Source organism: Novosphingobium sp. KN65.2 (assembly GCF_001368935.1).
GTDB lineage: Bacteria > Pseudomonadota > Alphaproteobacteria > Sphingomonadales > Sphingomonadaceae > Novosphingobium > Novosphingobium mathurense.
Map to the genome: position 1 here is coordinate 1 of NZ_CCBH010000241.1, position 16,857 is coordinate 16,857.

General features: G+C 63.6%; 19 protein-coding genes and 1 tRNA gene. 2 read left to right on the forward strand and 18 right to left on the reverse strand.

The window, feature by feature from the left end; genetic code table 11:
• Window positions 1-19 precede the first annotated feature (19 nt).
• From SPHV1_RS24070 to SPHV1_RS24090, 6 genes are all read right to left on the reverse strand, one after another.
• The gene (locus SPHV1_RS24070) at window positions 20-574 is read right to left on the reverse strand and encodes a DsbE family thiol:disulfide interchange protein (protein ID WP_054948519.1); all 555 of its coding nucleotides are present in this window, start codon (window positions 572-574) and stop codon (window positions 20-22) included.
• Window positions 571-2,517 (reverse strand): heme lyase CcmF/NrfE family subunit, encoded by a 1,947-nt coding sequence (locus SPHV1_RS24075; RefSeq protein ID WP_054948520.1) that lies wholly within the window; start codon window positions 2,515-2,517, stop codon window positions 571-573. Before SPHV1_RS24075 ends, SPHV1_RS24070 begins: the two co-directional genes overlap by 4 nt.
• Window positions 2,514-2,966 (reverse strand): cytochrome c maturation protein CcmE, encoded by a 453-nt coding sequence (gene ccmE / locus SPHV1_RS24080; protein WP_054948521.1) that lies wholly within the window; start codon window positions 2,964-2,966, stop codon window positions 2,514-2,516. Before ccmE ends, SPHV1_RS24075 begins: the two co-directional genes overlap by 4 nt.
• Window positions 2,966-3,109 carry a hypothetical protein gene (locus SPHV1_RS25605; protein WP_176168112.1) on the reverse strand — a complete coding sequence of 48 codons (144 nt, stop codon included), beginning with the start codon at window positions 3,107-3,109 and terminating at the stop codon, window positions 2,966-2,968. The genes ccmE and SPHV1_RS25605 overlap by 1 nt, the downstream gene beginning before the upstream one ends.
• A 43-nt stretch (window positions 3,110-3,152) precedes the next feature.
• Window positions 3,153-3,884, reverse strand: coding sequence for a heme ABC transporter permease CcmC (gene ccmC, locus SPHV1_RS24085; protein WP_054948522.1), 732 nt, complete (start codon window positions 3,882-3,884; stop codon window positions 3,153-3,155).
• A 106-nt stretch (window positions 3,885-3,990) separates the two neighbouring features.
• A tRNA-His gene (locus SPHV1_RS24090) sits at window positions 3,991-4,067 on the reverse strand.
• Window positions 4,068-4,245: 178 nt separating this feature from the next.
• Here SPHV1_RS24090 and SPHV1_RS24095 point away from each other — a divergent pair.
• A complete protein-coding gene (locus SPHV1_RS24095) occupies window positions 4,246-4,875 on the forward strand; it encodes a 2OG-Fe(II) oxygenase (protein ID WP_054948523.1) in 630 nt (209 codons plus the stop codon).
• Window positions 4,876-4,927: 52 nt separating this feature from the next.
• Here the strand turns inward: SPHV1_RS24095 and SPHV1_RS24100 are convergent, their stop codons facing one another.
• Window positions 4,928-5,473 (reverse strand): superoxide dismutase family protein, encoded by a 546-nt coding sequence (locus SPHV1_RS24100; protein WP_054948524.1) that lies wholly within the window; start codon window positions 5,471-5,473, stop codon window positions 4,928-4,930.
• Between the two features lie 244 nt (window positions 5,474-5,717).
• On the opposite strand from SPHV1_RS24100, the gene SPHV1_RS24105 reads away from it, so the two are divergent.
• Window positions 5,718-6,086 carry a PilZ domain-containing protein gene (locus tag SPHV1_RS24105; RefSeq protein WP_176168111.1) on the forward strand — a complete coding sequence of 123 codons (369 nt, stop codon included), beginning with the start codon at window positions 5,718-5,720 and terminating at the stop codon, window positions 6,084-6,086.
• A gap of 101 nt (window positions 6,087-6,187) precedes the next feature.
• Here SPHV1_RS24105 and rpmE read toward each other — a convergent pair whose 3' ends face one another.
• The 11 genes from rpmE to SPHV1_RS24160 form a co-directional block, all read right to left on the reverse strand.
• The gene (gene rpmE, locus SPHV1_RS24110; RefSeq protein ID WP_054948534.1) at window positions 6,188-6,415 is read right to left on the reverse strand and encodes a 50S ribosomal protein L31; all 228 of its coding nucleotides are present in this window, start codon (window positions 6,413-6,415) and stop codon (window positions 6,188-6,190) included.
• A 159-nt stretch (window positions 6,416-6,574) separates the two neighbouring features.
• Window positions 6,575-7,027 carry a 3-hydroxyacyl-ACP dehydratase FabZ gene (gene fabZ / locus SPHV1_RS24115; RefSeq protein WP_054948526.1) on the reverse strand — a complete coding sequence of 151 codons (453 nt, stop codon included), beginning with the start codon at window positions 7,025-7,027 and terminating at the stop codon, window positions 6,575-6,577.
• A 20-nt stretch (window positions 7,028-7,047) separates the two neighbouring features.
• Window positions 7,048-7,734, reverse strand: a complete 687-nt coding sequence (locus SPHV1_RS24120; RefSeq protein WP_054948527.1) for an OmpH family outer membrane protein — start codon at window positions 7,732-7,734, stop codon at window positions 7,048-7,050.
• Window positions 7,734-10,343, reverse strand: coding sequence for an outer membrane protein assembly factor BamA (gene bamA / locus SPHV1_RS24125; protein WP_082431156.1), 2,610 nt, complete (start codon window positions 10,341-10,343; stop codon window positions 7,734-7,736). Before bamA ends, SPHV1_RS24120 begins: the two co-directional genes overlap by 1 nt.
• 186 nt (window positions 10,344-10,529) lie before the next feature.
• A complete protein-coding gene (gene rseP, locus SPHV1_RS24130; RefSeq protein ID WP_054948528.1) occupies window positions 10,530-11,915 on the reverse strand; it encodes an RIP metalloprotease RseP in 1,386 nt (461 codons plus the stop codon).
• Window position 11,916: 1 nt separating this feature from the next.
• A complete protein-coding gene (locus SPHV1_RS24135) occupies window positions 11,917-13,068 on the reverse strand; it encodes a 1-deoxy-D-xylulose-5-phosphate reductoisomerase (RefSeq protein WP_054948536.1) in 1,152 nt (383 codons plus the stop codon).
• 2 nt (window positions 13,069-13,070) lie between these two features.
• Window positions 13,071-13,838 carry a phosphatidate cytidylyltransferase gene (locus tag SPHV1_RS24140; protein ID WP_054948529.1) on the reverse strand — a complete coding sequence of 256 codons (768 nt, stop codon included), beginning with the start codon at window positions 13,836-13,838 and terminating at the stop codon, window positions 13,071-13,073.
• A gap of 86 nt (window positions 13,839-13,924) precedes the next feature.
• Window positions 13,925-14,614 carry a polyprenyl diphosphate synthase gene (uppS, locus tag SPHV1_RS24145; RefSeq protein WP_054948530.1) on the reverse strand — a complete coding sequence of 230 codons (690 nt, stop codon included), beginning with the start codon at window positions 14,612-14,614 and terminating at the stop codon, window positions 13,925-13,927.
• Window positions 14,615-14,648: 34 nt separating this feature from the next.
• Window positions 14,649-15,206: a ribosome recycling factor gene (gene frr, locus SPHV1_RS24150; protein WP_054948531.1), complete on the reverse strand. Its 558-nt coding sequence runs from the start codon at window positions 15,204-15,206 to the stop codon at window positions 14,649-14,651.
• Window positions 15,207-15,211: 5 nt separating this feature from the next.
• On the reverse strand, window positions 15,212-15,934 hold the full coding sequence (gene pyrH / locus SPHV1_RS24155; protein ID WP_054948532.1) for a UMP kinase: 723 nt from the start codon (window positions 15,932-15,934) through the stop codon (window positions 15,212-15,214).
• A 191-nt stretch (window positions 15,935-16,125) separates the two neighbouring features.
• Entirely contained in the window at window positions 16,126-16,668 is a 543-nt protein-coding gene (locus tag SPHV1_RS24160; RefSeq protein WP_054948533.1) for a carboxymuconolactone decarboxylase family protein, read from the reverse strand.
• Between the last annotated feature and the right edge of the window lie 189 nt (window positions 16,669-16,857).

The window sequence follows — 16,857 nt, forward strand, 5'->3', positions numbered from 1 at the left end:
CGGCTGACAGGCAGGCGGCTCACTGCGCGGCCTCCTTCAGCTTGTCGAGAATCATGGGAATATGTTCGGGGCGAATCTCACCGATGTGCTGGTAGCGAATCACACCCTTGCCATCGATCACGTAAGTCTCCGGCACGCCGGATGAACCGAGCGCGAGCTGGACCTTGCCGTCGTCGTCGGCACCGATTCGCTGGAACGGATCGCCATGTTCGGCGAGAAAGCCCTGCAGCGCCTCGGTCGTGTCGCGCACGGAGATGCCTTCGATCGGAACGCCGGCCTTGGCCAGTGCCGCGAGTTGCGGTGCTTCGACACGGCACGGCAGGCACCAGCTGGCGAAGATGTTCACGAGATGGGGCGAGCCATTGGCAAATTGCCGGCTGTCGAGCCCGGGCCGACCGGGCAGTGCCGGTGGCAGCTGGAACTCGGGCATGGGCTTGCCGACCAGCGTGCTGGCCACATTACGGTCTGCCGGGCGGTAGAGCCCGATCATGACGAGCGCGACGAAGGCCACGAACAGCGCCAGGGGCAGCCAGATCGCCCACCTGGGGGCCTTGGGAGGCGTCTGCTCGTTCATCGGCCCTGACTCTCGCGCCTGTCGGCGATCTTGTCACGTGCGATATGCCGACGCAGGTCGCTCTTCACACGGCCGATCAGCGCCAGAACCCCGCCCAGCGCAATCAGCAGGCCGCCCAGCCAGATCAGGGTCACGAAAGGCTTCCACCACAGACGAAGCTGCCAGCGGCCGTCCTCTGCCTCGCCGCCGAGTACCGAATACAGCTGTCCGTTCCAGCGCGTCAGCAGCGAGGATTCGCTGGTCTGCTGCGGGGGCGCCCAGAAGCTGCGGGACTGCGGCCGGGTGGTGACCGGATCCGAACCCTTGTAACGCACCTTCAGTTCTGCCTCGAGCGCGGTCCAGTTGGGTCCGGCCACCGGTTCGACCTTTTCGAGGCGAACCAGCCAGGGACCGACCTGCGTCGTCTCGCCGGGCCGGACTGCGACCAGCTTCTCGACCGAGAATGCGCTCTCGCTGCTCATGCCGAACAGCGCTACGGCAATGCCGAAATGCGCGATGACCATGCCCCAGACGGGCAGCGGCGTGCGGCGCAAGTTGCGTTCGCGCAGCGGCATCAGGCTCGCCCAGGCCAGCCCGACCGCGAGCACCAGGCCGATGAACGGCAGGAAAGCGACACCGCCGATGACCAGCAGCGCGATCACTCCGGCAGCCACCAGCATGGCCGGGATCACCAGACGTTTGCCGACGCGGCCAAATGCATCACGGCGCCAGCGCAGCAACGGCCCGACAGCCAGGACGATCAGCATTGGCACCGTAAACAGGGCGCCCATCGGGTTGAAGTAAGGCGGTCCCACCGAGACCTTGGCACCCATCGCCTCGGCCACCAGCGGATAGAGCGTGCCGAACAGGACGATGCCCAGAATCGCCGAGAGCATGACGTTGTTGAACACCAGTGCACCTTCGCGGCTGACCAGCGCGAATCGTTCGCCCTCGGTCACGGTCGCGGCGCGCAGCGCGAAGAGCGTCAGGGCCCCGCCGATGTTGATTGCCAGAAGCGCAAGGATGAACGACCCGCGCTCGGGATCTACGGCAAAGGCATGGACGCTGGTGAGAATGCCCGAACGCACAAGGAAGGTGCCGATCATCGACATCGAAAAAGCCACGACGCCCAGCATGATCGTCCAGGCGCGCAGCGCATTGCGCGCGGCCAGGACACTGGCCGAGTGCAGCAGCGCGGTTGCGGCCAGCCAGGGCATGAGCGAGGCGTTCTCGACCGGGTCCCAGAACCACCAGCCGCCCCAGCCCAACTCGTAGTAGGCCCAGTAGGAACCCGCGGTTATGCCCACCGTCAGGAAGATCCAGGCACCCATCACCCAGGGACGCATGGCACGGGCGAAAGCCGGCCCGACCTCACGCGTGACGAGCGCGCCAATGGCAAAGCTGAAGGCCACCGAAAGGCCCACGTAGCCAAGGTAAAGCGTGGGCGGGTGGAACGCGAGGCCGAGGTCCTGCAGCAGCGGATTGAGGCCGTTCCCCTCCGCCGGAACCGGAGAAAGACGCTCGAACGGATTGGAAGCGATCAGCAGGAAGGCATAGAAGCCCAGGCTGACGAATGCCTGTCCAGCCAGAGTTGCCAGCATCGTCGGCTCGGGCAGCCGCCGTTCGATCAACGCAACGAAGCCGCCCGCCATGCCCATGACCGTGACCCACAGGAGCATCGAGCCCTCGTGGTTGCCCCAGGCACCGGCGATCTTGAAGACCAGCGGCTTCATCGAGTGCGAGTTCATCGCCACCAGCTTCACCGACAGGTCGGTGACGGCAAAGACGTAGATCAGGCACAGGAACGATACGAGCGCGAGCAGCCCCTGGACGACCGCGACCGGTCGCACGATACCGCCCAGCGCTGCGCCGCGCCGGGTCAGTCCAAACGCGCCTGCGACGAGTTGCAGCGCAGCAAGCGCAGCCGCCAGCCAGAGAGCGGCGAGTCCGAATTCTGCGATCATTGCGTTTCCGCCACGACCCTGTCGGCCTGCGCTGCAGTCATTTCCTGCATTTCGCGCGGGACGTAGTTCTCGTCATGCTTGGCAAGCAGGTTGTCGGCAACGAATGTGCCGTCCTTGCCCATCCGGCCTTCGGCGACGACGCCCGACCCTTCGACGAAAAGCGAGGGCACGATGCCCTGGAATGTCACCGGCACACGCGCCTTTCCATCTTCGACGATGAAGGCGATGGTCACGCCGTCGGCCTCGGTCTTGAGAGAACCCTTCTCGACCATGCCGCCCAGTCGCACGGCGCGGTCAGGCGCTGGCGGATCGGCGACGATTTCGTTGGGAACATAGAAATAGCTCGCCTGGTTGCGCAGGGCCCAGGCCGCAAGCAGTCCGGCGCCGATCAACACGACCAGCGCGACGAGGAGCAGAACCAGTCTCTGGTGCTTTGCCTTAACGGCCATCAGCGTTGCCCCCGCGCCTTGTCACGGCGTGCCTCGGCCCGCTTCATCGAGATCAGCGACCACGCAATCATCGCAAGCGTCGCCCCAACGCCGATGGCGTAGGACGCGATCACGAAAGTCCAGGCATCCATAGCCTCGCGCATCAGATAATTGCCTCGCTCATCCCGTAAATGCCGTTTGTCTTTATCAGAATGCCGCTTCGCTCATCGCCTTACGGCGCAAGCGGGCCTCTGCCTGCTGGTCGGCGAGTATGGCCCGCATCCGGGCCAGCACGACGCCGGCGAAAATCAGTGTGAAGCCAAGGGTAGCGGCCAGAAGCGGCCACAGGAAGGCCCCGTCCATCGCCGACTTGCCCATGGTGATGCTCGGCGGCTGATGCTGGCTGTTCCACCAGATCACCGAATAGTGAATGATCGGGATGTTCACGGCGCCCACCAGTCCGAATATCGCCGGTGCCCGGGTATGGCCGCCGGCGCTCGCCTCGCTTGCCTGCGACAGCGCCATCCAGCCGAAGTAGAGGAACAGGAGCACGAGCATGCTGGTCAGCCTGCCGTCCCAGACCCACCAGGTTCCCCAGGCCGGACGCCCCCAGAGCGATCCGGTAATCAGGCAGACCGCGGTGAAGACCGCACCGGGCACGGCGCAGCCGCGCGCGGCGATCCCGGCGAGCGGGTGGCGCCAGACCAGTTCGGTAAAGCTGGCCGCGGCAATGCCCATCCAACCGGCCATGCCAAGCCAGGCGGCGGGAACGTGAAGGAAGACAATGCGCACAGTCTCGCCCTGCAGACGCTCGGGCGGGGCGCGGAACAGCCCCCAGTAAAGCGCGAGCGTTGCGGCGACGACGCCGATGCCCATGCATAGCGGCATCAGCCAACGGGCGATGCGCAGGAAACGGGCGGGATTGGCAAAGCCGTGCATGACAGGCGCGTTCTATCGCCAGACGCGCGTGGGGCAAGTGGACTTACGGTCCACACTGCAGATTTTCACCCGCATAGTGCCAAATCGCTCAGGAAATGGAAGAAAATGGGGCGATCGATGGGGTTCGAACCCACGACCTCCGGTACCACAAACCGGCGCTCTAACCAACTGAGCTACGATCGCCACACCGGGACAAGGACAATGCTGCCTGTCTCCGGAAAGCCGCCCGGAACGCTGCAACCAGCGATCAGTGCGGGAGCGCGCCTTTGCACACGGAGAGCGATCTTGCAAAGCAAAAATTCGGATCGATGCAAGACTCCTGCAATTTTCCCACGACAATCGTGTCGCTAGTGTCCGCCCCATGACGGCTCCAGGCGAATCATCCGGTGCTGCCCTCCTACGTTCGGGCATGCAGCGCTTCCCATCCTCGCGGCTCGAACTCTTCGTGAAGCGCGATTTCCTCAGCGACGCGCAGTGCCAATCCCTGATCGCACTGATCGAGGCAGAGCACAGGCCCTCAACGGTTGCCAATTACAACGGCGACGACGTGTTCCGTACCAGTTCCACCTGCGACCTCGCACCCGAAGTTCCCGCCGTTGCCGCCCTCGCGCAAAAGCTCTGCGACATCTCGGGCATCGACCCGGCCCATGCCGAACCGCTACAGGGCCAACGCTACGAGGTCGGACAGGAATTCAAGGCTCACACCGACTACTTCGAGCCCAACAACAGCGATTTCGAAAAGTACTGCAGCGTTTCCGGCCAACGCACCTGGACCTTCATGATCTACCTGAACGACGTGGACGCCGGAGGCGCCACGCGCTTCAAGGTGATCAACAAGCTGATCCAGCCCGAACGCGGCAAGCTTGTCGCCTGGAACAACCGCCGCCCGGACGGCAGCCTCAATCCGGCCACCCTGCACCACGCAATGAAAGTGCGACAGGGCCGCAAGTACGTCGTCACCCAGTGGTTCCGGGAACGCGCCTGGGGGTAATCCGGGATGTAGGCGGCCGAGGGAGGAGCCTCCTCCCCCGACCGAACATCGCTTACTTCGGCGCGCTGATCACCGCGCAAGCGATGCGCCCGCCGGCTGCGCCCGAAGGCTGACTCTTGTAGTCGTCGGCACCGGCATGGATCACCAATGCCGAACCGTCGGCATCCTCCAGCGACTTCGGCCCCGGAGCGAGCGTCACGCCGGTATTGAGGATCTGCGTTTCGAGAACGCCATCCGCGCCCACGTGCTGGTTGGGCATGTCACCCCCATGCGGCCCGCCCTCGACCATCAGGCCATGCATGGCAGCCCCTGCAGCGAAGTGCCCACCGGAGGTCGCGAATTTCTCCGCGGGCTGGCAGATGCCCTTCTCGTGGAAGTGGAAACCATGCTCGCCTTCGGGCAGCCCCTTGATGTCGGTGGTGACAAGAACCCCTGTCGGGGTGTCCTGCAGGGTCACCATCCCGAGCGCTTCACCGTCGAGCCCGATCACGGTCGCATGGACGGGCGGCACGGCCGAGTCCCCCTGATCGGCAGCCATGGCGGCATGAGCCGAAAGCGCCGCGGCGCAGACGGCTAGGGTTCGGATGGTACGGATCATCGGTATTCTCCCTCTGGGGCCGGAAATTCTTGTCCTGACAGGACGCCGCGGACGGCACAGTTCCACAATTCGAAACCGACCGGTCCGGTTCCTGCCAATGACATCGCACAGCTACGCTACGCGACCTTCCATAGGCTAGGCTTATCAGCCTGAAAGGCAATTGCGGACAATATCTTGGCACCCCCCGCAAGACGGATCGCCTCAAGACCATCCCCCCAAGCAACGAGTCTCGAAGGAGATGACAATGCCCGGTCAACGCCCCGCCCCGCCAAGCCCTTCCCTTCAGGAAGACCGGAACCCTCCATCCTTCGACCCGTCCGAGCGGAGACGCGAGGAACGGCGCTCCACCAGTTTCGAAGCTACGATGGAATTCTCCAATGGCGGCCAGACATCGGTCATACTGGCCGACGTCTCGCTACATGGATGCTGTGTACGAACCGATACAGAATGGCTGCGCCAGGGCGCCTTCGTTTCGATCGGCATGGGCGCAGAACCAAAAATGCCGGCCATCGTGCGCTGGATTCGCGGCAGTTCGGCAGGCATGGAATTCCTGCGGCAGGTGCCGGTGGACCATGCCGACTGGCATGACCTCATGAGCAGCGGCCTTAACTGATCACACCCGGCGGAATTCGGCGGACCATCAAGTCACGACCGAAACAAAAAAGGCGGCCCTTGCGGACCGCCCCTTTCGCGTGTTCGCTATGGAACCCCGGCTCACTTCTTCTTGAGCGAGAGTCCGCCGAAACGCTTGTTGAACTGCGCGACGCGGCCGCCTTCGTTGACGCGCTGCGTGCCACCGGTCCAGGCCGGGTGCGAAGTCGGGTCAACTTCCAGGACCAGCGTGTCACCTTCCGAACCCCAGGTCGAGCGGGTCTGGAACTGGGTGCCGTCGGTCATCTGGACGGTGATCATGTGGTAGTCGGGGTGCGTATCGGCCTTCATTTCGAATCTCTTTCGCATATGGCCGGTTCCGACCGGCCTGCCTTGGAAAGCGGCGCGCTTACAGCGAAGCGGGCCGAAATGCAAGTGGGAGTGGGGCTTCCCGGCCCTGCGCCCTTCCCGCTGGCGGGAGAGGCAGACGGAAGGCCCCATCCCGAAAAATCAGCTGTCGGCAATCATCGCCGTGAAGTTCACTTCGCAGGTCACCTTGTCGCCGATCGACGCCTTGCCCCAGAACTTGCACACGCGCGAACGCTTCTGGACGAAGCCCGCACGCAGGTCGAGCAGGTTCCCCGGGGTTACCGGATTGCGGAACTTCGCGTCCTCGATCGCCATGAAGTAAACCAGCTTGCCGGTCCCGGCGAGGCCGAGGGATTCGATGGCAAGGATACCCGCCGCCTGCGCCAGCGCCTCGATCTGGAGGACGCCGGGCATGATCGGACGGCCCGGGAAATGCCCCTGGAAGAAATCCTCGTTGAAGCTGACGGCCTTGACCGCATGGATCTCCTCCTCGGTGAAGGAGGCCACGCGATCGACCAGCAGCATCGGGTAGCGGTGCGGAAGCGCCGCCAGGATCTTCGCGGTATCGTAGACCTGTTCGGTCGTCTCGCTCATGTCCTGCCCCCGATCAGCTCTTAGCGGCCGGTCGGCTGCGCAGCCGTGCTCGGCGCAGCCTGACCCTGTGCGGCAGCCTGCTGTGCACGCGCTTCGCGGATCTGGCGCGGCTCCCAGCCCGAGGGCGGAACCAGCTGTGCCGACGGGATCGCGGTGTTCAGCTCGTTCAGGATGTCCTGGTTCAGGTTGTAGGCGCTACCGTTGACCGCAAGGATCGCGTCCGGCGAGAGCAGGATCGAGATCTTCTTCTTGGCCATCGCCGACTTCACGGCAGCGTCGAGCTTGTCCTCGATCTGCTCGTTCACATAGGCCTGCGACAGGCCGACGGGGGCCAGGATACGCTGGATTTCCTGCTTGCCGTTTTCCTGGAGCTGCTGGATCTGCGCAGCCTGCTGCTGCAGCGCGGTCTGGTTCGGGTTCGCAGCCTGACGGTCTGCATTGAACTTGTCGATCATCGGCTTGAGCTGGGCATTGAGCGCCTCACTGCGCTGCTTGGCCTGGTCGTACTGCGCCTTGTAGGTCGTTTCACGCTGCTGCTCGGCGGTCTTGTAGGCGTTCGAGTTGGCGAGGACCGCGTCGAAGTTCGCGATACCGAGGCCCTGCACGATGGTGCCGCCGTTCTTGTCCTGCGCAAGAGCGGGCTGAGCTGCAACGGTAACCAGCGCCAGGCTCGAAGCCAGCGCGGCGGACTTGAGAAGAGTCTTCATCAGAATTGTGTTCCCACGTTGAAGGTGAATGCCTTGGTGTCGTCGCCCTTCTCCTTGAGAAGGACCTTCGAGAAATCGATCCGGAACGGACCGAAGGGCGAATTCCAGTTCACGCCAATACCCACGGCAACACGCGGCTTCCAGGTATTGCCGAGGTACTCTTCGGTGAAGTAGCTCGTGCTGCCGGCAGGATCGCCATTGGGCGTGGTCGTGGTGCCGGTGATATTGTTATTGGCGTCACGAATATAATAAAGCTGATTGCCGTCGGAATCGCGCTGTCCGATAAAACAGCCCGCCCCACATTCATCGATCAGGTTGGGCGCCTTGACCCCCCAGACCGCGCCTGCATCGACAAAGATGGACGGACGCAGCCCCAGTTCGCGGGCACCGGAACCGAGCGGAATCTCGAGCTCCCCACGCCCCTTGTAATAGTACTTGCCCCCCAGCGCGTCATCGGACTTGTTGGACATGGTCGTGGTCTCCGCGCCGACCACGCCGCTGTAGTACTGACGGATCACGCGCGGGCCGACCCCGCGGATACCGAAACCGCGCATCTGCGGCTCACCGAGGTAGAAACGGTCGGTCAGACGTACGCTGTCACCTCCATAGCCCTTGATCACGCCACCTTCGCCCTGCACCGAGAAGACGAAGCCGGCGCCAAGTGGCCAGTACTTGGCCGCGTTGGCGCGCAGGCGGGCATACTTCACGTCGCCGCCGAGCCCGGCGATATCGAGGTTGATCGAGGCGGTCTCGCCCCTGGTCGGACGAACGCGGTTATCGAGCGTGTCGTAGATCAACGACATGCCGACGATCGAGCTCAGGCGCTTGCCGATGGCTTCGCAAAGATAGCGCCCCGCACGCAGCGGATCGCAGGCGTAGTCGCCGCTCGCATTGATCGAGTAGAACTGGCTCTTGCTGACCGAGATGTCATCGTAGTTGAGCGTGTAGCGCCCGACCGCGGTCAGATACTCCGTGAGCGGCACACCAGCGCGAACCTGAAAACCAGTCGTCGATTGCGCATAGTTGGTCCGCCGGCTCGAGTTGTAGTAATTGAAGCTGTTGTAGTCGCGGCGATAGATGTCGACGCCCAGCGACACGTTCTTGTCGAACAGGTACGGCTCGACGAAGCTGGCCTCGACGCTCTTCGAATAACGCGAATAGCTGCCCGAGAGGCCGACCGTCTGGCCGCGACCGCGGAAGTTGCGCTGACGGATCGATGCCTGGAAGATGAAGCTCTCCAGGCTCGAGAAGCCGGCCGAAAGCTGCAGTTCGCCGGTCGGCTTTTCCTCGACATTGGCTTCAAGGATAATGCGGTCGTCGGCGCTTCCGGGCTTCTGTTCGACCTCGAACTTCTCCTGGAAGTATCCGAGCGACTTGATGCGGTTGGTCGAACGCTTGACCTGCAGCGAGTTGAACGCGTCACCTTCTGCGAGGCGGAACTCGCGACGCACGACCTTGTCCTGGGTCAGCGTGTTGCCGTTGATGTCGATGCGCTCGACATACACGCGCGGCGCTTCCTGGATGACGAAGGTCAGACCCATGGTGAGGTCGTCCTTGTTGCGGTCGTACTGCGGCCGCACGTCGGCGAAGGCATAGCCATAGGCACCGGCGGTGTCATTCAGGCTCTCGATCGTGTCTTCGACGAGCTTGGCGTTGTACCAGTCGCCCTGCTTCATCGGCAGGTTCTTGGTCAGGCGCTCGCCATCGAAGTCGCGCAACTGGCTTTCGACCTTCACATCGCCGAACTTGTAGCGCTGGCCTTCCTCCACCACGTACGTGATGATGAAGTCCTTCTTGTCCGGCGTCAGTTCGGCAACCGCGGAAACGACGCGGAAGTCGGCATAGCCTTCTGTAAGGTAGAACTGGCGCAGCTTCTGCTGGTCAAACGCCATGCGGTCGGGATCGTAGCTGGTGCCCGAGCTGAAGATGCGGGTGAAGCGCGCCTGCTTGGTCACCATCTCGCCGCGCAGCTTGCCATCGGAGAAGTGCTCGTTGCCGATGATGTTGATCTGTCGGACCTTGGACTTGTCGCCTTCGGTGATTTCGAAGACGATGTCGACGCGGTTCTGGTCGAGCATGACCATCTTCGGCTCGACCGTCGCGGCGTAGCGGCCCTGGCGCTTGTACAGTTCGATGATACGGGCAACGTCGGCACGGATCTTCGAACGGGTGAAGATCTGGCGCGGCGCGACCTTGATCTCGGGAAGGATCTTGTCGTCCTTGATGCGCTTGTTGCCTTCAAGGATGATGCGGTTGACGACCGGGTTTTCCTTCACCTGGATGGTGACGTTGCCGTTGTCGTTCGAAATCTGGACGTCCGCGAAAAGCTCGGTCTCGTAGAGGTCCTTGAGTGCGGCGTCGGCGGATGCCTTCGAATAGGGCTGGCCAATGCGCAGCTTGATGTACGAAAGGACCGTCTGCGGCTCCAGTCGCTCGGCGCCGGTCACCTGGATCGTCTGCACCGGCGCGGTCTGGCTCGACTGGGTCGGGGCCGCATCGCCGCCCGCGTCCTGTGCAAAGGCAGGCGCAGGCAATCCGGCAAGGATCGTGGTGCCGAGAAGCACAACTGCGATCTGCGAAGCACGGTGGGCGTCAGTGCCTCGAACCATTTCCAATCCCATCATTCTACGCAAAATCCTGTAATCGATATCGCGAGACTATCTGCCGTCGGCGACAAGAAATGAACCCGACCGCTAACCTGTACGGCAGGCAGTCGCAGCCATCTGCCCGATGGATGGCCTGCGATCAAGCAGCCAAACCCGGCAAGATTGTGATCGCGAGTGAATTCCTCCTGGCTATCCCCCGAAAATCGGGAGCGAAGCCACATCATTGACCGTTACGAAGACCATCAGGGCCAGCACCAGTGCCACGCCCGTCCGGATCGCCCACTCCTGACTGCGCACACTGAGCGGCTTACGGCGGACCGTCTCGGCCGCGTAGAAAGCCAGGTGCCCGCCGTCGAGACCAGGGATTGGCAGGAGGTTGATGAATGCCAAGTTAATCGAGATCAGCGCCGCGAAACTGATGAAATCCTCCCAGCCCAGGGAGAATTGCTCGCCCGAATATTTGGCGATCTTGATCGGTCCGCCAAGCTCCTTCACCGAGCGTTCGCCGGTGAAGATCTGGCCGATGCCGGTCACCATCATCTTCATGATGCCAAAGGAATTCTCGAAGCCGAGTTGCACCGCCTCGAGCGCGCCGACCGGCTCGATCTCGCCGAACCCGGCCTTGATCCCGAGCTGGCCGACCGAGACCTTGTTCCCCTTCTCGTCGACGGCTTCGCCCTTGCCCAGCGTGACCGGGAAGACACGGGTCTGCCCGTCACGATCGACAACCACCGAAATCGTCTCACCGGCGCGCGGCTGCACTAGCTCGGGGATCTGGGTGAAGCTGCGGATCTCGTGGTCATCGATCGCGGTAATGCGGTCGCCAATCTTCAGGCCGCCAGCCTCGGCTGCGGAGTCGCCGAAGAACCCGCCCACCGTGGGGACCGCGAAGTCTATGCCCAGATCGCCGATGCGCGACTGGTTGCCGAAACTGTCACTGACGGTACGGTCCGCCAGCTTGACCGGCAGCGCAATGTCGCGCCCGTCGCGGCGGATGCCCAGCGTGACGGTCCGCCCCGGAAACGGGACGATATGCTCAGGCAGGTCGGAGATCGTAGCGACTTTCTCGCCATCGACGGCAACGATCTTGTCGCCGACCTCCACGCCAGCCGCCTCGGCCTGCGAATCCTGCGTGAACATGGCCACTTCGGCCGGGGAAACGATCTTGCCGTGGGCAAAATTGAAAGCGGCGATGATCGCGACGGCGAAGAGCAGGTTCGTCAACGGCCCGGCCAGCACGATCAGCGCGCGCTGCCACAAGGGCTTCACATGGAAGGTCTGGGCCCGCTCCTGCGGGGTCAGTCCATCTTCGGCGGCAGAAGGAGCGCTGGCAGCGTTCATGTCGCCGGCGAACTGGACGTAACCGCCCAGCGGCAGCGCCGAAACCTTCCAGCGGGTTCCGCGCTTGTCGGTCCAGCCGGCGATCTCCTTGCCGAAGCCGATGGAGAACGCGTCGGCCTTCACACCGAACAGCCGGCCGACGAGGTAGTGTCCCAGCTCATGGATCAGCACAAGCGGACCAAGCACGAGCAGAAACGCGAAAATCGTCGTCAGCAGGTTGGGTGAACCGGTCAAGTCAGGCAGCCTCCATCAATATCCGCGCCCTTGCCCGCGCTTCCCCGTCTACAGCCAGCACTTCGGCAAGGCTGGTGGGTGCCGGGGGCGCAAAGGATCCGAGTACGTCTTCCACGTGTGCGGCAATGCGGGTGAACGCAATCTGACCGTCCAGGAACGCGGCGACCGCCACTTCGTTGGCAGCGTTGAGAACAGCGGGAATGCCGCCCCCCGCCTGCGCCGCCTCACGCGCCAGCCGCGTCGCCGGAAAGCGCTGTTCGTCCGGCTTGCGGAACGTCAGTTCGCCGATTTCGGCAAGGTCGAGCGGCGCACAGGGCGTATCCATGCGCTCGGGCCAGGCCAGAGCCGATGCGATCGGCACCCGCATGTCCGAGGGACCGAGCTGGGCCAGCGTCGAACCGTCGCGATACTCGACCATGGAATGCACGATCGATTGCGGATGGACGATGATGCGCAGACGGTCGAGCCCGACCGGAAAGAGGTAGTGCGCCTCGATCAGTTCGAGGCCCTTGTTGAACATCGTGGCGGAATCGACGCTGATCTTGGCGCCCATGTCCCAGTTGGGATGCTTGATCGCCTCGGCCGGAGTGGCGCGGCTCAGACGCTCCCACGACCAGTCGCGGAACGGGCCGCCACTGGCGGTCAGGGTGATCCAGCGCACATGCTCGACCGCATTGCCCTGCAGGCACTGGAAGATGGCATTGTGCTCTGAATCGATCGGCAGAAGCGTCGCGCCATGGCGGGCAACCGCCGCAGTCATGATCTCGCCCGCCGAAACGAGCGCTTCCTTGTTGGCAAGCGCGATCACGCCGCCCCGCTCGATCGCCGCCATGGTCGGGGCCAGACCTGCGCAGCCGACGATGGCAGCCACGGTAAAGTCCGCGCCGCGGGCCGCCGCTTCTTCCAGCGCCGGAGCGCCACCGGCCGCCTCGATCCCGCTGCCGGAGAGCGCTTCGCGAAGTTCGGGCACCTTGGCCTCGTCGGCAACGACTGCAACGCTGGCGGAAAACTCGCGCGCCAGCTTCGCCAGTTCCACGGCATTGCCGTTGGCAGTCAGGGTCTCAACGCGCCACGCATCCCGATTGCGCCGGATCAGGTCCAGCGTCGAGGCGCCAATCGAACCGGTGGCGCCGAGAACGGAAATGCTGCGCATCATCACGAGCCCGGTTGAAACAGGATCATCAGGCCTAGCACGAAAAGCACTGCCAGCAAGCCATCAACGCGGTCGAAGAACCCGCCGTGTCCGGGAATGAGACTGCCCGAATCCTTTACGCCTGCCCGCCGCTTGAGCCAGCTTTCGAAGAAGTCCCCGCCCTGCGCGCAGATCGCGAAGAGAATGCCGGTCATCAGGCACGTGGCAAAAAGCGGAACCACGCGGGCGCCGAGATACCAGCACGGCTGCATGCCGAAGCAGGATACTTCCTCGACCGCCCGGCCCGCCTGGGTCAGCGAGATCGCGCCAGAACGCCAGAGCATCGCCGCGCCGAACAGCACCAGCGTTGCAGCGGCAATCGCGCCGAACAGCCCGGCCCAGGTCTTCGAGGGGCTGATCGCCGGGGCGATCTTGGGCCCGCCGAACGTCCGCCCGGCGAAATAGGCGCCGACGTCCACTGCGATCACTCCGCAGACCACGGTCAGCAATGGCGCGAGCGTGAAGGCCGGATTGCGCAGGAACAGCAGCATGGCCGCGCAGGTGCCGACATAGAACATGCCTGCGAAATTCCAGAAGCCACGCTCAGCCGGGTTCTGCGTGCCCGCGCGGGTCAGCTTGACCCACTCCCACAGCACGCCGACGGCGATTGCGCAGACGAAAGCGGTCCAGACCGCACCGCCCAGAATGATCGCCAGACCTGTAACGGCGATCATCACGGCTGCGGAAATCGTCCGCACCTGCAGATCGGATTTCTTTGGAGCATCGCTCACGTCAGCATCCCCTGCCCTGCAACGTCATGCAGGAACCTTTATTGTATATCATGCCGAGGACCCCGGCTTGGCGCAGGCCAATCCGCTCAGCGGCCGCCATAGCGACGCTCACGGGTGGTGAAAGCCTCGAGGGCGTCGCGCAAGTGCTCGGCCGTGAAGTCCGGCCACAGCACGTCGGTGAACATCATTTCGGCATAGGCCGCCTGCCAGAGCAGGAAGTTCGAGAGCCGCACTTCCCCGGAGGTCCGGATCAGCAGGTCAAGCGGAGGCAGGTCTGCCGTGTCCAGTTCGGCAGCGATGGTCTCGGGCGTGATCGGTCCCTTGGCTGCGGCCTTGGTCGCGGCCCGGGCGATCTCGTCCTGCGAACCGTAGTTGAGCGCAACTGCCAGCGTCGTACCGGAATTGCCGGCGGTACGGGCGATCGCCTTCTCCACCAGTTCGACAACATCTGGCTTGAAGGCCTTGTAATCGCCGATGATTTTCAGCCGCACGCCTGCTTCGGCGAATTCGTCGAGATCGGAAAGGATGAAGCGCTTCATCAGGCTCATCAGGTCCGAGACCTCTTCCTCGGGCCGGCGCCAGTTCTCGGTCGAAAAGGCATAGAGCGTGAGCGCTTCAAGCCCCATCTCACGCGCGCCGCGCACGACCTTGCGGACCGCCTCCACGCCGCGCTGGTGCCCGAGAGCGCGCGGCATCAGGCGCTTCTTCGCCCAGCGCCCGTTGCCGTCCATGATGATGGCAACATGGCGCGCCCTTGCTGGCTCGGCCTTGCTCATCCCATACGCCCCGATCCGGACCGAACGCGCATCCTCACTTGTTGAGGATTTCCTTCTCCTTGTGCGCCAGAACGTCGTCGACGGCCTTGATCTGCTCGTCGGTCAGCTTCTGGACATCAGCCTCGGCGCGCTTCTTCTCGTCCTCGGAGATTTCCTTCTTGTTCTCGTCGGCCTTGAGCGATTCCATGCCATCGCGGCGCACGTTGCGGATCGCGACGCGGGCCTTCTCCGCGTACTGCCCGGCAAGCTTGGCAAGCTCCTTGCGGCGCTCCTCGGTCAGATCCGGGATCGGCAGCCGCAGCGTGTTGCCATCGTTGATCGGATTGAGGCCCAGACCGGCCGAACGGATCGCCTTCTCTACCGGGCCGATGTTGGACTTGTCCCAGACCTGCACCGAAAGCAGGCGCGGTTCGGGGGCCGAGATCGTCGCAACCTGGACGATCGGCATCATGGCTCCGTAAACCTCGACGGTGATCGGCTCCAGCAGCGCGGTATTGGCACGGCCGGTGCGCAGACCGGAGAGGTCGTGCTTGAACGATTCCACGGCGCCGTGCATGCGGCGTTCGAGATCGGCCTTGTCGTACTTGGCCATGGCTATCAGGCTCCTTTCTGGACGATCGTCTGCGTGCCCTCACCCGCGAGAACCCGGGCGAGGTTGCCCTTCTCTCGGATCGAGAACACGACGATCGGAATCGAATTGTCGCGACACAGGGCAACGGCACTGGCGTCCATCACCTTGAGATTATCGGCGAGGACAGTGTCGTAATCCACTGCCTGGTAACGCTTTGCGTCGGGATTGGTCTTTGGATCGCTGTCATAGACACCATCGACACTGGTGCCCTTGAGCAGCGCGTCGCAGCCCATCTCCGCGGCACGCAGGGCGGCGCCGGAATCGGTTGTGAAGTACGGCGCGCCAACACCGGCGGCGAAGATCACCACCCGGCCCTTTTCAAGATGCCGTTCGGCACGGCGGCGGATCACCGGTTCGCAGACCTGGTCCATCTGCACTGCGGACTGCACCCGCGTCTCGACGCCAAGCTGCTCGAGCGCGTTTTGCATCGCCAGCGCGTTCATGACAGTCGCCAGCATGCCCATGTAGTCGGCCTGGGCACGGTCCATGCCCTTGGCCGCGCCGGCCATGCCGCGAAAAATGTTGCCCCCGCCGATCACCAGGCAGATTTCCAGCCCGGTTTCCTTGGCCGCCTTCACTTCCTTGGCCAGTTCGGCCACGAATTCCGAGTCGATGCCGAACTGCTGCTCCCCCATAAGTACTTCGCCCGACAGCTTCAGCAGGACGCGTTTATAGGAGGGATTGCTCATTGGCCGAATTTCTCACGCAGGGGGATGAACGGCCATCGCATTAGGGGGCGGCGCACGGATTGCCAAGGGGCGAGCTTGCGCAAATGCACCTCGCAGCGACGCGCGTCTCCGTCGTTTCGGCTGATCGCCTCGATCCCGACGCAAGACGGGGCGCAGCACCCAGGCGCCACGCCCCACTCTTCCTTGCCGGATCAGGCCGCCACGCTCTCCAGCGGACCGCCCACCGAGCACGCGGTATCGACACCCAGCACGTGGGCCACACGACCGAGCGCCATCCACGCCGCCGTGCTGTATGTGAGATCGACAATCTCTTCATCACTGAGCGCGCCCTTGAGCTTGGCCCAGAATTCCTCATCGCCGGAAAGACCGCGTGGATCGGTGCCCATGCGCTGCGAGTACTGCACGGCAAGCCGCTCACGCTCGCTGAGCGACGACAGATCGCCATTGAGGACGGCCTGGTACATCGCCTCGTCGGGTGCATCGTCCTGGTCGATCACGCCATGTTCGACGCCAAGCAGGCCCAAGTCGCGCTGCGAGCGCCAGTTCATGCACACGATGCAACCGTTGATCACGGCCGTCGCGATACGGCAGGCTTCGAACATGCGCAGCGGCAACTTCGAATGGCGGTAAGGCGCCATCGAGAATGCGCCGCCGGCCTTGGTGATTTCGGGACAATACTGCGCTGAAAGATCCGGGATCGCATTGCCCGGCTGGGGTGCCAGTTCGACTCGCATAGGACGCTCTCTCCTCTCGGCCGACCCTCGCCCGGGTCGGTTCTCCGACCGAAAGCCCTGATGGCTCCGGCTCGGCGACAAGGCTACGCGGTCAGAACAAAAAGTCAAACATGCCTGTTTTAGGGGGCTGCACGGTCAACGCGGCAAAAGAGAACGGGCCGGGAAGTCTGCACTCCCCGGCCCGTCCTG